The organism is Empedobacter sp. UBA5528 (genome assembly GCF_002426075.1).
Taxonomy (GTDB): Bacteria; Bacteroidota; Bacteroidia; order Flavobacteriales; family Weeksellaceae; genus Empedobacter; species Empedobacter falsenii_B.
In genome coordinates this window covers 221,549-237,354 of record NZ_DINY01000005.1, presented here as the reverse complement: position 1 = coordinate 237,354, position 15,806 = coordinate 221,549, and the positions used below count along the sequence as shown (strand labels likewise).

The 15,806-nt window shown below is 31.6% G+C and carries 18 protein-coding genes; all 18 read right to left on the bottom strand.

The genetic code is table 11. The features are described 5' to 3' along the window. Nucleotides 1-66: 66 nt before the first annotated feature. On the bottom strand, nucleotides 67-2,694 hold the full coding sequence (locus B4L98_RS01895; RefSeq protein ID WP_291077395.1) for a carboxypeptidase regulatory-like domain-containing protein: 2,628 nt from the start codon (nucleotides 2,692-2,694) through the stop codon (nucleotides 67-69). Further along, nucleotides 2,691-3,512, bottom strand: a complete 822-nt coding sequence (locus tag B4L98_RS01890) for a GLPGLI family protein (protein WP_291077393.1) — start codon at nucleotides 3,510-3,512, stop codon at nucleotides 2,691-2,693. The genes B4L98_RS01895 and B4L98_RS01890 overlap by 4 nt, the downstream gene beginning before the upstream one ends. Before the next feature lie 55 nt (nucleotides 3,513-3,567). Continuing rightward, a complete protein-coding gene (locus tag B4L98_RS01885; RefSeq protein WP_125349688.1) occupies nucleotides 3,568-3,792 on the bottom strand; it encodes a hypothetical protein in 225 nt (74 codons plus the stop codon). Nucleotides 3,793-3,974: 182 nt separating this feature from the next. Beyond that, entirely contained in the window at nucleotides 3,975-4,820 is an 846-nt protein-coding gene (locus tag B4L98_RS01880; protein WP_125349689.1) for a GLPGLI family protein, read from the bottom strand. A gap of 59 nt (nucleotides 4,821-4,879) precedes the next feature. Then, the gene (locus B4L98_RS01875) at nucleotides 4,880-6,181 is read right to left on the bottom strand and encodes a glycosyl transferase family 1 (RefSeq protein WP_291077391.1); all 1,302 of its coding nucleotides are present in this window, start codon (nucleotides 6,179-6,181) and stop codon (nucleotides 4,880-4,882) included. 7 nt (nucleotides 6,182-6,188) lie between these two features. Then, entirely contained in the window at nucleotides 6,189-8,834 is a 2,646-nt protein-coding gene (locus B4L98_RS01870) for a YfhO family protein (RefSeq protein ID WP_291077389.1), read from the bottom strand. Continuing rightward, nucleotides 8,824-9,081, bottom strand: a complete 258-nt coding sequence (locus B4L98_RS01865; RefSeq protein ID WP_125349691.1) for a hypothetical protein — start codon at nucleotides 9,079-9,081, stop codon at nucleotides 8,824-8,826. Before B4L98_RS01865 ends, B4L98_RS01870 begins: the two co-directional genes overlap by 11 nt. Nucleotide 9,082: 1 nt before the next feature. Further along, entirely contained in the window at nucleotides 9,083-10,153 is a 1,071-nt protein-coding gene (locus B4L98_RS01860; protein ID WP_260509516.1) for a DUF6263 family protein, read from the bottom strand. A gap of 229 nt (nucleotides 10,154-10,382) precedes the next feature. Then, nucleotides 10,383-10,856 carry a 50S ribosomal protein L17 gene (gene rplQ, locus B4L98_RS01855; RefSeq protein ID WP_038335555.1) on the bottom strand — a complete coding sequence of 158 codons (474 nt, stop codon included), beginning with the start codon at nucleotides 10,854-10,856 and terminating at the stop codon, nucleotides 10,383-10,385. A gap of 12 nt (nucleotides 10,857-10,868) precedes the next feature. Beyond that, entirely contained in the window at nucleotides 10,869-11,861 is a 993-nt protein-coding gene (locus tag B4L98_RS01850) for a DNA-directed RNA polymerase subunit alpha (RefSeq protein WP_038335552.1), read from the bottom strand. 22 nt (nucleotides 11,862-11,883) lie between these two features. Continuing rightward, nucleotides 11,884-12,486 carry a 30S ribosomal protein S4 gene (rpsD, locus tag B4L98_RS01845; RefSeq protein ID WP_114999018.1) on the bottom strand — a complete coding sequence of 201 codons (603 nt, stop codon included), beginning with the start codon at nucleotides 12,484-12,486 and terminating at the stop codon, nucleotides 11,884-11,886. A gap of 47 nt (nucleotides 12,487-12,533) precedes the next feature. Beyond that, entirely contained in the window at nucleotides 12,534-12,923 is a 390-nt protein-coding gene (rpsK, locus tag B4L98_RS01840; protein ID WP_019974178.1) for a 30S ribosomal protein S11, read from the bottom strand. Between the two features lie 11 nt (nucleotides 12,924-12,934). Further along, nucleotides 12,935-13,312: a 30S ribosomal protein S13 gene (rpsM, locus tag B4L98_RS01835; protein ID WP_125349692.1), complete on the bottom strand. Its 378-nt coding sequence runs from the start codon at nucleotides 13,310-13,312 to the stop codon at nucleotides 12,935-12,937. A gap of 12 nt (nucleotides 13,313-13,324) precedes the next feature. Continuing rightward, on the bottom strand, nucleotides 13,325-13,441 hold the full coding sequence (gene ykgO / locus B4L98_RS01830) for a type B 50S ribosomal protein L36 (RefSeq protein WP_013598490.1): 117 nt from the start codon (nucleotides 13,439-13,441) through the stop codon (nucleotides 13,325-13,327). A 75-nt stretch (nucleotides 13,442-13,516) separates the two neighbouring features. Further along, nucleotides 13,517-13,732, bottom strand: a complete 216-nt coding sequence (infA, locus tag B4L98_RS01825) for a translation initiation factor IF-1 (protein ID WP_019974180.1) — start codon at nucleotides 13,730-13,732, stop codon at nucleotides 13,517-13,519. 22 nt (nucleotides 13,733-13,754) lie between these two features. Further along, entirely contained in the window at nucleotides 13,755-15,125 is a 1,371-nt protein-coding gene (gene secY, locus B4L98_RS01820) for a preprotein translocase subunit SecY (RefSeq protein WP_038335544.1), read from the bottom strand. A 15-nt stretch (nucleotides 15,126-15,140) separates the two neighbouring features. Further along, nucleotides 15,141-15,596: a 50S ribosomal protein L15 gene (rplO, locus tag B4L98_RS01815; RefSeq protein WP_291069188.1), complete on the bottom strand. Its 456-nt coding sequence runs from the start codon at nucleotides 15,594-15,596 to the stop codon at nucleotides 15,141-15,143. A gap of 30 nt (nucleotides 15,597-15,626) precedes the next feature. Next, the gene (gene rpmD / locus B4L98_RS01810) at nucleotides 15,627-15,806 is read right to left on the bottom strand and encodes a 50S ribosomal protein L30 (RefSeq protein WP_038335538.1); all 180 of its coding nucleotides are present in this window, start codon (nucleotides 15,804-15,806) and stop codon (nucleotides 15,627-15,629) included.

The window sequence follows — 15,806 nt, the reverse complement described above, 5'->3', positions numbered from 1 at the left end:
GATATTTTATTAAAATAAATTATCGAGTTATACAATTTTGAAGTTAATAATTATGAGGTTGATAAATTAAAAATTAAATCGAGTGGTAAACATAACTTGAGTTGGTCTCAACTTATAGATAAATCGTTGTTCATAATTGGAAGAAAAACTGTTTTGAGAAAAATATTTTTCATTAAAAAGATTATAAGCAGACAATTCAAAATCTATTTTCTTCTTTTTTAATGAATAACGATACATTAAATCTCCGAAAGTTGAATTTGGATTTAATCTTGAATCATCATTAACATACAAATCAAAATTAAGTTTTATATAATGCTGATCTACAGGAAAAAAATGTAATCCTATTTGGTGGATTTGATTGGTGATTGAACGTGATTCAGATTCCTTTGAAAACTTATTTTTATAATTTGTTAAACCGTATTTATATTCAAAAGTCATCCAACTTAATAATCTGAAAGATGCATCAAAATTAGAAGTTAAAATGGTATTGTGAATTTCGATTAAATCATCATTTAATAATTGATCGTAGGTTCTAAAATTATAACCTCCAGCTAAATTAAATGTTGTCTTAATTTTAGAAAAATATTGACTTATTTTAGCATTAACAGAATGTGTTTTTTGATGATTTTTTAAGTTCAAAGCTTCTAAAACTGTACTTGCATCCGCATTATAGCTGTAATTGTAGATTAAGTTATTTTCTGACCAATTGTACGAATATCCAAAATTGATAAACCTAGATTTTATCGGATTTTTATACTCGAAACGTAAAGAAGAAATCCATTTTTTTACTTCGTTAAAATTTCCGTCATTTTGTTGAATAGAATTGTATCGATACAATATAAATCCTTCGTGCAAACGTGTTAAACTCCCCAAATCATTAGAGAAATTATGCGAGGTTGATACTTTCCAGAATTTTGAAAATTCTAAACCTATATTAAATTTTGGTTCGATGTAAAAACGATTGTATGAAGTTTTATTTCCGAAAGAATTATTCTCTAAATTATACCACTGAAAAGGAATTCCAAAAGAAAAATTAAGTCGATTCTTTCTGTACGAAAAGTTATTTTCTACATACGGATTTAAAGTTGACCAGCGTGTATTGTTAGTAAAAGTAGAATTTATTGGTTGATTATCTGCTAACAAATCACTTTTCATTGTATGATTGGTGTACTTAATTCCAATTTTTGATTGTAGCGTTAAAGCTTTTATTCCTTTTGAAAATTCAGCGAAATTATTTGTCGAAAATTTCTCAAAATTAATTTGTTGAAACACATTTTGATAATCATTTCCGTTGTTTATAAAATCAGTAAAAACTCCAGGAGAAACACTTAAATTTTCACTATAACTTTTATACGAGATACTAGATTTTAGCGTAATTAATTGTTTACCAACTTTCTTGATTGTATTAAACTGATTGGTAAACTGCCGATTTGGTTGTGTTAATCGTTGTGTAATAAAATTATTATTTTGATTGAGATCTCCTCTCGAACTGTTCCAGTCTCCTTTAAATTCCAAGACATTTTCAAGATAATTTTTAGAACTATTTTGAGATAATGTTGCTTTTAGATTAAGACTTTCTATTTGCAAATAATTTTTTTTGATTTCGTTGAGAAATATATCACCTGTTGGTAAAAAATATTGTGTGTTTGTTTCTCCGAATCGCTTTTGAAAATCGTTGTGATAAGACAAGTTAATTCGTAAATCTAGCTCTTTTTTTAATTTAAAAAGATGATTCCAAGAACCAATATTTATTGCATTATCTAACCAACGTTCGCCATCAAAATTGGGAGTTTGTACACCTGTAATTGATAACCAACTTTCGTTCGAAAATTTTTCAGAGTCATTTAAAAAATCTTCAAGACTTAAGGTTTTTAATTGACGAGAAACATCATTTCCACGATTATTTCCTTGATAAGAACCTATCATTTGTTGCTTTTTTGTGAACAACATTGGTGTAATATTCGCCTGATACAACAATGGTGAAGCGCCAAGACCAACTTCTGCTTTACCAGAATAGGTAATTTTGCTTTTTAATTTGATATTTAATGCGGCTTTAGAGCTATAAACCAAACTGTCTAAAATCTTGATCGGTTGATGATTCTCTAAAATTTGTACTTTATCCACAGCGTCTGCAGAAAGATTTTCGTTTGCTAATGCATATTTTCCGCCCAACAAATCCATTCCTTCGATGTAGTATTTATTGATTGGTTCGCCTTGATACAAGATTCTACCAGAATTTTCGATTTCTATTCCAGGCATTTTTTTGATCACATCTGCTATAGAACGGTCTTTTATATCTTTAAAATTACTAACATCATACGCAATGGTATCACCTTTTTTACGAATAGGAGATTCTTTTAGTTTAACTTCTTTTAGCTCGATAGCTTTTTCTTGTAAAGTGAAATCAAAATTTGTAGAGGATTCGTTGACCAAATCAGATATAAAAGCATAATTCATCGCACGAACTTTTATTTCATAGGTTTCGTGCGATGGATTATCTATTTTGATAGAATATTTACCGTCCGATTTTGTAATAAAATATGCCAACGTTTCGTCTGAAGTACTTGGTGAAATGGTAACATTAGCACCAGAAATAGGTTTTCCTTCTTCATTTTTAACAACACCAGAAATAGTAAGTTGTGCAAAAATAAAGTGCGAAAGTAAAGCAAATAATAGTGTTAATTGGGCTTTCAAAAATTAATATGATTACTTTTTTCTAAAAAAATATTTTCGCTTTTTAATTTATTATCTATCTTTTTTTCCATTTCAGCTGGTGAAATATTAGAGCTTGTTATATTAAGACTTTTTAAGTTTTGTATAATTTCAACTCCCCTATTTTCATATATTTTTTTGTAATCCTCTAAATTCACTTTTTTTGATTTTGTAAAATCTTTTGTTAAATCAGGTTTTGTATTATTTTGATTAATCTCAATTGCAGAAAAATGGAAATAATTATTGTCATCATAGATTTCTAAAATAAGCCCTGGTAATCCTCCAAATTTGTATGGACCAACACTGTTTGGTATTTCTTCTGTGTACCAAGCTGTCCATTTTCGCCCTAAATATGTTGTTGTTGCTTTTTTTATAATTAAATCCAGCTGAGTTTTTTGCTCATTTTCTATTTTCCAATTTATTTCCTCAATAGGCTGATTTAATAGGTAAATATTTCGATTTACTTTACTTAATATTTTATTTGTTCCATTATTTCTTATTATAGTATGATTAATGATTGGGGATGGGTATTTTTCTTTTATAGCAGCTATATTTAGTGTGTTATTTGTTATAAATTCTTGGGAATTTTTAGCATTTAATCCTTGAAGATAATTATCGTAGTTTACCTTTTTTGGACTTATATAAATTGTACTATCTTTTGCAATATACAAATCCATTTCTTCATATTTTACTTCTTTTTTTACAGAATCAGTTACAAATTTCACATCATATACAACTTTATATGTTTGTGCTTGAATAAAAAAAGAGGATAAAATAAATAATATGAATATTTTTTTCATAACTCTATTTATAAAGTATAGCATTAACTAAGTTTAATGCTATACCTCTTATTATTTAATTACAATAAACTTCCATTTCTTCATAAAGTTCTACAGCAAAATCTATAACATCTCCTAAAGGACCACAATCTTCATATACAAATCCAACTCCACATCTTTCAACAGATACATCCCAGCATTCTACTGAAGTTACATCTTGTTTATCTTCAGTTTCTGTTTCATTTGCCATTGCAAAAGTTCCGATAAGTGCAAAAGCACTTGCTAATAACATTTTCTTCATTTTTTAAGTAATTTAGTTTTTTAATAATCAATCATAGTTTGCAACCTACAATTGCCTCTGTACTCTTCCCTTTGTTAGGTACATTCAAAAATAATAATAATAATAATAATAATAATAATAATAATAATACACAAATCTTTTTGCAACTTAAGTATATAAAAACAAATAATTTAATATTTGGTTTATTCTAATTCAATAGGGTTATAAGGCATTCCACCAAAATTGGTTATAGGTTTCTTATTTTCGTCAAGTGCAACTCCTTTTAACCTTTCAGCTGCATTTTCATGATAATCTTTTTCAGCTTTATAGAATTCTGTTTTCTTAACTTTTATAGGTGTTTTTTCACCTTGTGCTAAATAGATTTGTTTAGGATTTTGGTTGCTAGCGTTTGCTGTAAAATGATAATGTTCTTTATCATCATAAATCTCTAAAATAAGACCAGGCAAACCATAAAATTTATACGGACCAGCATTCATTGGGATTTCGTCAGTGTACCAAGCCGTCCATTTTCTACCACCGTAGTTTACAGTCGCTTTTTTTGCAGTATAATTCAAGATTTGTTTGGTGTCATTCAGTAGTTTCCAATCTAATTTTGGTAACGTTTCTTTGTAAAGAAAATCATTCGGAGAGATTCTATCAACAAATGTAAGTTCATCATTTTCTTTCTTTAGAATAAGTTGATATTTAAAAGCAGATTTAAAACTTTGAGACATTATTTGATTAAATTCATTCGTCTTAATTGTAGGTAAATGACTAAAACTTTCAAGAATAGAATCCGTACCGATTTGATTGTAATCGACGAATTTATTGTAACGTTTACCAATTTGTAAAAGTGCTAAACCAGTTTTCGCTTTTTCCGGGTTTTTTATATTACGAACAACTTTGTAATCGTAAGTTATATTGTAATCAGATAACTCGAAATTTGTTTGGGAGTAATTAGAAGAATTGAATGTCGCGTCAGTTTTTATTTGTGGCTGTGCATATACAATGCAACCAATAAAAATGATAAAATAGTATAGTAATTTCATTATAAGGTTGTTAATTATGATGAAATTACTATAAATATTTTTATTCTACAAATATAGTATTAATTTATTTTTAAATTATTTATCACGTCAACCAACTTTTTAGTCAAGTTTTTACGGTTGAATTGTTGAACTTCCTCTTCGTTTGTTTCAAATTTTTGGTTTGGATTTTTCAACCATTGATTGTAAATCGAGAGAATATACGTTTTGATTTCATTCACTTGTTGATGATAAAAATAATCACCTGCTTTAGTTTTTTGAAGTATTTTTTCGACATCAGCATCTGCTGGACCAACTGCTAAAATTGGATTTCCAGTTGCCATATATTCGAATAATTTCCCTGGAATAATTCCTTTAGATGCAACATTATCAAAGTTGGTCAAAATCAAAACATTTGCTGTATTAATAGCGTTCAATGACTCTTGATGTGAAACGTAACCATGTGCAACCAAGTTTTTCTCTAAACCTGCATCAATCACTGTTTGTTTGACGTCATCAGCTAAAGAACCATAAAAATTAAGTTTTAAATCTTCTTTGAATGATTGATTTTCGGAAGTTAATTCAGCTAAAGCTTTCCACAATGCAACAGGATTTCGAAGCATTTCCAAACCTCCAGAATACGTCAAATGAAAGTGATTTTGATCTTTTTCTGTTTGTTGTTTTACTTCTTCAAAACCATTTGTAATTACTTCTACATGTTTTGCACCAATCTTCTTGAAATTTTCTCCATCAGCATAACTTGTTGCTAAAACAACATCTGCTTTTTGCATTACTTCACGCTCTAAATCTTCGTGTTTTTTTGCAGCCCAAAAAGTTAATTTCAATTCTTTGTGATAACTAATTTGAGTCCATGGATCACGAAAATCTGCCAACCATTTGAGATTTGGTAATTGTTTTTTCAGCTTCAAGCCAATTAAATGAAGACTATGAGGCGGACCAGAAGTTACAATCGTATCGATATTTTCTTTTTGTAAAAAGTTTTTTAAATATTCAGCAGAAGGATTTACCCAAAACTTACGTGCATCTGGAATAAAGAAATTCCCTCTTACAAAAACCGACAACTTCGACATAAAAGATTGATTTTCTTTCTTCTCGAAATGTCCACCTTTATATGCTTTGTTTTTTGGATTCAGTTTTTCTGCTAACTGATAAGGTTCCCAAATTTTATTTTTTACAATTTTAACATTCGGATTGATATCCTTGGCTAAGGTTTCGTCAATAATTGGATACGAAGGATTTTCAGGAATATAAACATACGTATCATATCCAAATTCAGGAAGATATTTTGTGAATTTCAACCATCTTTGAACACCAGGACCTCCCGCAGGAGGCCAGTAATAGGTGATGATTAATATTTTTTTCATTCCAAAATTAAGCCTTTTCAGCGACTAAGTTTAAATTCTCTTTTATAGAACATTTTTTATATCCCAAATAAATACCTCCAGCCACAACGATTAAAAGTAAAATATTCGAAACTATCACAATCATATTTCCAGTAGAAATAACTTGTGGTTTAAATTCCATCACGATTGTATGATTTCCCTTTTGTACAGGAACTGCACGCAATACGTAATTCGCTTTTTCGATCGGAACTTCCTTTCCATCAACTGTTGCAGTCCATCCATGTGGATAATAAACTTCTGAGAAAACAGCAATTTGATCTGTATTAGAAGAAGATTTATACGTCATCTTCATTGGTGAATAATCAACCAATTCAATTTTCGCATTAGTATCTGCCGAAACATTCATGTTTTTATTCTCAACCAAATCTTTACGTAAAATTACAGTGTTATTAATTGGTGTAGAATTTATCGCTAAGATTTCATCATTTGCATTTTCTGTCCATTTGATATTTGAAGCCAACCACGCACTTCCAAAAGCTGTAGGATTTTGCTGTACTTGCGGTTCCGTTGGACTTCCATGAATAATGTATTTCGTATTCATCATATTCAATACATTAATCAATCCTGTTTCATCTTTGATTCCGTATTTTTTCAATTGTGGATCTTGAGAAAAATAGATATCCACAACATCTTGGTATTTCCCTAATTTCGCTGCATGATAACCACCAATCGAAGGAACAAAATATGAAGTTCCAGCTTCGTTAAATGTACTCAAAACCGTATTGTACACACGGAAATGTGATTTATCTTGTTTTGAAATATTTGATAATAAATTGTTCAATGGAACTTTGTAAGCAATTTGCGCTACATTATTGTTGTTCTCTGCTTCAGTTTGTAAACGAGGCGACATTTCCGTTGGGAAAGGATTATCAACAATGTATTTAGATACAAAATTATCTTCGTTCAAATATCTTTTATTCACCGTAAATCCATCAATAAAAGCCAATGCACCAATCGCTAAAATGACGATAATTGGTTTTTTGATAAACTTGAATAAATAAGCCAACAACAAAGCCATTGTGAACAAAACAAAAATCAATGTGCGAACTGTATCCGCTTTAAACATAGAAATTCTATCTTGAATTAATGCTTCATCTAATCGTTTTATCAATCCATCCCAAAGTCCGATTGCATTTGGATTTGCTTGCTGAATTTGTCCGATTAATTGTTCAGTCATTAATTTTTCATTCTCTGATGTAAATGGAAAAATCATTCCACCAAATAAGAAGAATATAATTAGAATTCCGACTGTAGAACCACCAACTATATAAAGTACTTTCTTTTTGAATTCATCTGATTCGTCAGAATTAAAGAAATAATATAAAGTCAAAATTGCTAAGAAAGGCATTGTAAATTCGGCAATCACCAAGATTGATGATACGGCACGGAATTTATCGTACATAGGGAAATAGTCGATGAATAAGTTGGTAACGAAAGGTAAATTTTTACCCCAAGCCAAAATGAAACTTAAAATCGTTGCACCAACTAACCATTTTTTATAGGTCGCATATTTTCCTCGCACCATAAACATTCCGATAATAAACAAGAAAACAACTACAGCTCCTTGATAAGCTGGTCCAGAAGTTCCTGGCTGATCTCCCCAATATGCACTTCTCGGCTGACTTGCCACAGCTTGAAAAACTTGCTGATTGAACTCATCTTCACCAAGACTATATTGTGTATTTTGTAATTCGGATGTATAATTTTTTAAATCTTCTGGATTTGTTTGCGAACCACCACCCATCAAATTTGGAATAAAAAGATTTAGTGTTTCTAATTTTCCATAACTCCATTGTGTGATATAATCGTGATCTAATCCATTCGAATTCTTTTTCAACAAAGTCATTTCAGATTTTCCACGAGTCGTTTCTTTACTGTATTCGTAAGTTGACAATAATCGATTTGCATTCAATCCTGCTGCAATAATTACAGCGACAATTACTAATGCAGATGATTTGAAGAAATCTGGTAATTCTTTTTTCTTTAAACTATCGATGAATTGAACGATTGCAAAAACCAACATCGCCAAAAACAAATAGAACGTCATTTGAATGTGATTGGCTTGTAATTGCAATCCCATAAACAAGGTTGTGAGTACAAAACCGGCAATGTATTTTTTGCGATACAATAGAAGAATTCCGGCAACCAAAGGCGCGAAATATCCAATTGTATGTAGTTTTCCGTTATGTCCGGCTGCAATTAATTCGAAATAATACGAGCCAAATGCAAAGAAAATTGCACCGACTAAAGCGTATTGCCACTTTTTGAAAAGCGTTAAGCCAAGTATAAAAAATCCTGTAAATAACAAGAAAATGTAATCTGCTGGACGCGGTAAAAATCTGAATGCGCCATCAATGGTTTTGATGATATCAAAACTATATTTCGCACCAGTTTGATAGGTTGGCATTCCACCAAACATCGCATCAGACCAATAGACATTTTCTCCTGTTTTGTCTTGATACGTCAACATTTCTTGCGCACTACCCTTGTAGTTGATAATATCAGGCTGAATAACAGATTTTCCCGATAAAACTGGTGAACAATACACCAATGCAATCACTGCAAAAAGCAGCAATGAGATAAGAACGTAGAGTAAATTCTTTTTATTTTTCATCCTTTTTTTCTTCGATTATTTCGTAATCCACCGTTTCGGCGTCTATATTATATTTCGGTTTGTCGAAAGATGTGTTTGGTTTCGATTCGTTGTACGAATCATTTGAGTTTTGGCTCTGATTATAAGCATTTCTTTGCTGATTAATTGCTTCTTGAAAAACCTTTTTCACTGCAAATACTTTTCTTAAAAATCTAAAAATCGTTAAGAAAATAATACTTAAAATTATAATCCAAATAATTGTTTTCATTTTAGTTAACTGTTGTGACAGTTGTAACCGACTCAGTCATCGTTTGTTTTTGACCTTGCGCTTCTACTGTACGTTTTAATGTTTCCTTTTTCGTTAAATTAACTTTGTTGATCCAACCAGATTTTGTATCCAACAAAATTTTTCCATCTACATTCGCACTACTATTCGCAGACATTGTAACACCTTGCTGCGACTCATTACCTTTCAAACTTTGCGTTCCATTTACAGTAATTGTCGTATTTGCAGGCTCAACACTTGCTAAAGTTCTCTTCATCGAAATATTTCCTTTCATTGGACCTTGATCAATTTTTTGACTATCGCTCCAAGATTCTTTAAGCGCTAAAGTTTTGTTAGGAAAAATATTCATCGTTTCTTCAAATTGAGAAGAAATTGCTTGTTTGTTTAATGAATTATCGATAATCTGTGTAAAGAATTTAAATTCTTCTGCACTTACTTGAGTTTTTACAGAATTTAAAATTGATTTTTTAATTTCATCTAATCCATCAACGCTTACAACTTTTCCTTTCTGATCAACTTTCATTGTATACGTTTTTCCTGTCATCGCTTTGTAAATCGACCAAGAAACCGCAATATCTTTGTTCGCTGGTTTCGCAGCATTTGTGTCATACGAAATTGATTTTCCCGAAGGATCTGTCATTTTCTCGCTATATTGTTTAGATTTCACTTCTAATGTATACACACCATCTTTGAAATCTTTTACCGTATAATCAATTTGTTTTTTACTTTCGCTTGACATTTTTTGAGATTGTTTCCCATCCGAAGCCGTGTGAGTTGTTTTGATTCCCAACGTCATTGGATAAGTCTTTCCTATCTCCAAATTGTATTTGTAAGCATATTTGTCATCTGCACCTTTTGTTATTGCTACAACTTCTGGTTCAGCAAGCGTTTCAGCAACATTCAAAGAATCTGTTGTTTCCGTTTTGGCAACTGTATCACCTTTTTCATTCACAATTAATTCTTTTCCGTCTTTATCTTTTCCTACGACTTTATCATCTTTTTTACATGAAACAACTGCCATTGCGACAGCCATCATGAATAGTAATTTTTTCATATCAATTTTATGTTTGATAGTTGGTTTATTGCCAAAATCAATCCAAAAATAAGGATTTTAGTTGATTTTTTAACATTAAGATTTTAAAACAATCATATCTAGAAAATTAGATGATTGAAAAGAATTTATTGTCAATCTAGAAAATTATAAAGTATTACAAATTGTCATAATTAATAAATACAAAAAAAGCCTCCCAAATTGGGAGGCTTTTACTATATAATCGAATAGATTATGCTTCTTCTGTACTTTCAGTTTCAGCAGCTGGTGCAGCTTCTTCTGTTTTAGTACTTTTTTTACTACGACGTGTAGTTGCTTTTTTCTCTACTTTCGCGTTAGTGTAGATATCATTGAAATCTACTAACTCGATCATTGCAGTATCAGCACCGTCACCTAAACGGAATCCAGTTTTGATGATACGAGTGTATCCTCCTGGGCGATTTGCAATTTTAGGAGCTACAGTTCTGAATAATTCAGTTACAGCTTCTTTATCTTGTAAGTATGAAAATACAACGCGACGGTTGTTAGTATCGTCTGTTTTAGACTTTGTCAATAAAGGCTCAACATATGTTTGTAATGCTTTAGCCTTTGCTACTGTTGTGTTAATTCTCTTGTGAGTAATCAACGCTATAGCTAAATTAGATAATAAAGCTCTTCTATGAGAGGCAGTTCTACCTAAATGGTTAAATTTTTTTCCGTGTCTCATTTTTTAATAAAATTATTCTACGTCTAACTTATATTTTACGATGTCCATTCCAAAGTTAAGACCTTTGCTGTCCACCAATTCTTCTAACTCTGTAAGAGATTTCTTACCAAAGTTTCTGAATTTCATTAAGTCAGACTTAGCGAAAGAAACTAATTCGCCTAATGTTTCAACTTCAGCTGCTTTTAAACAATTTAATGCTCTTACTGATAAATCCATATCTACCAATTTTGTTTTCAATAATTGGCGCATATGTAATGCTTCTTCATCATAAGTTTCACCAGATGCAACTTCTTCCGCTTCTAATGTAATTCTCTCATCTGAGAATAACATAAAGTGGTGAATTAAGATTTTAGCTGCTTCAGTTAAAGCATCTTGAGGTGTTATAGAACCATCTGTTGTAATTTCAAAAACTAATTTTTCGTAGTCAGTTTTTTGTTCTACACGATAGTTTTCAATTGCGTATTTTACATTCTTAATTGGAGTGTAAATTGAGTCAATTGCTATAGTACCGATTGGCGCAGAAGCCTTTTTATTCTCATCAGCTGGTACGTATCCTCTACCTTTTTCGATTGTAAATGTAATTGTTACGTTTACTTTAGCGTCTAAGTTAGCGATAACTAATTCAGGGTTTAAAACTTGGAATCCAGAAATAAATTTCCCTAAATCACCTGCTGTTAATTGATCTTGCCCTGAGATAGTAGCAGTTACAGTTTCAGCATCTGATTCATCAATTTGTTTCTTAAAACGAACCTTTTTCAGATTTAAAATGATCTCTGTAACATCTTCCACTACTCCTGGAATAGTTGAAAATTCGTGCTCAACTCCTTCAATTTTGATTGAAGTGATCGCATATCCTTCTAATGAAGAAAGTAACACTCTACGTAGAGCATTTCCAACTGTAATCCCGTATCCTGGCTCTAATGGACGGAACTCGAATTGTCCGAATTTAGAGTCAGACTCTACTAAGATTACTTTGTCAGGTTTGATGAAATTTAAAATAGTCATTTTATTAGTCTGATTTTAAGGTTTATTTAGAATATAACTCGACGATTAATTGCTCTTTAATATCTTCTGGAATTTGAACTCTTTCTGGAGCTTTTGTGAAAGTTCCTGATTTTTGTTCGTCGTTCCAAATTAACCAATCGTACTCGCTACGTGCGTGTAAAGAGTTTGTGATTGCAGTTAAAGATTTAGATTTTTCTCTAACAGCGATTACATCACCAGCTTTTAATTGGTAAGAAGGGATGTTCACGATTTCTCCGTTTACAGTTACGTGTTTGTGAGATACTAATTGACGTGCAGCACTACGTGAGTTTGCGATACCTAAACGGTAAACTACGTTATCTAAACGAGATTCACATAATTGTAATAATACTTCACCTGTAATTCCTTTAGAAGCATTTGCTTTTTTGTATAAGTTAGCAAATTGACGCTCTAAAATACCGTAAGTATATTTTGCTTTTTGTTTTTCAGTTAACTGAATAGCGTATTCTGATTTTTTAGCTCTTCTTTTGTTAGGTCCGTGTTGCCCTGGAGGATATTTCTTTTTCTCAAAAGATTTATCGTCACCGAAAATTGGTTGTCCAAATTTTCTTGCAATTTTAGTTTTTGGTCCTGTATATCTTGCCATGATTTGTTACTATTAAATATATTAAATAATTAAATTGAGAAAAATGATTATACTCTTCTCTTTTTAGGTGGACGACATCCATTGTGTGGTAATGGAGTAACATCAACGATTTCAGAAACCTCGATACCACCGTTATGAATTGTTCTAATAGCAGATTCACGACCTTGACCTGGTCCTTTCACGAATACTTTTACTCTTCTTAATCCTGCTTCGTATGCAACTGTTGTTGCATCTTGAGCAGCTACTTGAGCAGCGTAAGGAGTGTTCTTTTTAGATCCACGGAATCCCATTTTACCTGCTGAAGACCAAGAGATAACTTCACCGTTTTTGTTTGTTAAAGTAACGATAACGTTGTTAAACGATGCTTGAATATGAGCTTGTCCAGTAGCTTCAATAACTACTTTTCTTTTCTTTACTACTTTCTGATTTTTTGCCATGATCCTATTTATTATTTAGTGGCTTTTTTCTTGTTAGCAACTGTTTTCTTTTTACCTTTTCTTGTACGTGAGTTATTTTTTGTTCTTTGACCACGTAATGGTAAACCTAATCTGTGACGAATACCTCTTTGACATCCGATATCCATTAAACGTTTGATGTTTAATTGGATTTCTGATCTTAATTCACCTTCTACTTTGAAAGTTTCATTGATCGATGCACGGATTGCGTTGATTTCTTCATCAGTCCATTCGCTAACTTTTGTATCTTCTGAAATGTTATTTTCAGATAAGATTTTAGAAGCACTGCTTCTTCCGATCCCGTAAATGTATGTAAGTCCGATTACCCCTCTTTTGTTTTTAGGTAAATCTACACCTGAAATTCTTGCCATAATTCTAAATAATTAACCTTGTCTTTGTTTAAACTTAGGATTCTTTTTGTTGATCACATACAAACGTCCTTTACGACGCACAATTTTACAGTCAGCACTTCTCTTTTTAATGGATGCTCTAATTTTCATCTTTGTAAATTTATTTATAATCCGATAGAGTTAACGTATCTACATTAACTCTACCACCAGTCGTTATTATTTCTTTTAGTATCTGTAAGATATTCTACCTTTCGTTAAATCGTAAGGAGACATCTCTATTTTAACTCTATCACCTGGTAATAATTTGATATAGTGCATACGCATTTTACCAGATATGTTACATGTTACAACATGTCCATTTTCTAATTCGACACGGAACATTGCATTTGATAATGCTTCTGTAATCGTACCGTCTTGTTCAATATGTTTTTGTTTAGCCATAAATCTTTTTAATAAAATCTTATTAGATATCTCTTGAAGTTCTACCTGAAGACATTAAACCATCGTAACGGTGATTTAATAAATATGTATTAATTTGTTGTACAGTATCTAAGATAACTCCCACCATAATTAACATTGATGTACCTCCAAAGAACATTGCTAAGCTCTGTTCTACACCTAATAATTTTACAATCGCTGGCAAAACAGCAAGCAAAGTTAGTAAAATTGCTCCAGGTAACGTAATTTTTGATAAAATTTCGTCTAAAAAATTTGCAGTTTCTTTTCCAGGACGGATTCCAGGGATGATTCCTCCGTTACGTTTAAGATCTTCTGCCATTTGGTTTACTGGGATTGTGATTGCAGTATAGAAATATGTGAAGATAATAATTAGTAATCCGAAGATCAAATTGTATTCCCACGTAAATGGATCTGCCATTTTCGCGAAGAATGCTTTTACTGGACTTCCTTCGTCTAAGAAATAGTTTGCCAATGTTCCTGGTAAAAACATAATTGCTTGTGCGAAGATAATAGGCATTACACCTGCTGCATTTACTTTAAGTGGAATATATGAACGTACAGAGTCTGTAACTGATCTCATATATGAACTACTTGAAGTTTGCGCTCTTCTTACATATTGTACTGGTACTTTACGCACCGCTGCAACAATCATAATACACATTGCAATAACTAGGATTAACCCTAACATTTCTATCAAGAAGAAAATACCGTTTGAAGGGTCAACTTCAAATGCATTAAATATTGCTTTTGGTAAGTCGGCTAGGATACCAACCATAATTAAGATTGAAATACCGTTACCTATACCTTTGTCAGTAATTTTTTCTCCCATCCACATGGCAAAGATTGTCCCTGTAATCAAAATGATTGTTGAAGGGAACCAGAACCAAAAGTTGGTTGGAGGAATTACATAGATAGCATATGATGAAGTTGGATCGTAAGGTAAAATTTGAGAAGTTACTAATGTAAGGTATGCTGGTGCTTGCACCAAACAAATCCCGATTGTTAACCATCTCGTAATTTGGTTTACTTTGTTACGTCCGCTTTCTCCTTCTTTTTGTAGTTTTTGGATGTAAGGTACTGCTAATCCCATCAATTGTATAACAATCGAAGCAGAGATATAAGGCATAATTCCTAACGCAAATACGGAAGCTCTCTTAAAAGAACCTCCGGTAAAAGAGTTTAATAATCCTAAAATTCCTGAATTTGCATTTTCTTGGTCTGCAACAAAACGATTAACCTCGTTAATATCGACACCTGGAAGTGGAATATGAGAACCGAATCTATAAACCAACAATAGAAGGATAGTTACAAGTAACTTATCCTTCAATTCTTTTATGCTCCAGATATTTTTTATGGTCTGTATAAACCCTTTCATCTATAAAATATATTCTTAAGCGTTAACTAATTCTACTTTACCTCCTGCATTCACAATAGCTTCTTGAGCTGATTGAGAGAATTTATCAGCAGTTACATTAACAGCAGCTTTTAACTCTCCGCGACCTAAAATTTTCACTAAGTCATTTTTGTGAGCTAATCCTAACTGAACTAATGTTTCTTTATTTAAAGTATCTGTAATTTTGTTGTTATCAACTAATTGTTGAATTGTATCTAAATTGATTCCTGTGTACTCAACTCTGTTGATGTTTTTGAAACCAAATTTAGGTAAACGTCTTTGTAAAGGCATTTGTCCACCTTCGAAACCGATTTTTCTTGAATAACCAGAACGAGATTTAGCACCTTTGTGTCCACGACCTGCTGTCAAACCGTTTCCACTACCTTCACCTCTACCTTTACGGAATTTATTTTGTACTGAACCAGCAGCTGGTTTTAAATTACTTAAATTCATTTTTAATAATTTTTAAAAGGTTAAAAGCGATTAAGCTCTTTCTACTACTACTAAGTGTGAGATTTTACGGATCATTCCTTCAATTTGAGGAGTTGATTCGTGCTCAACAACTTGATTCAACTTTTTTAAACCTAAAGCAACTAATGTAGCTTTTTGAGATTTATCACGGTTGATTGCACTACGTGTTTGTTTTACTCTTACTTTGCTCAT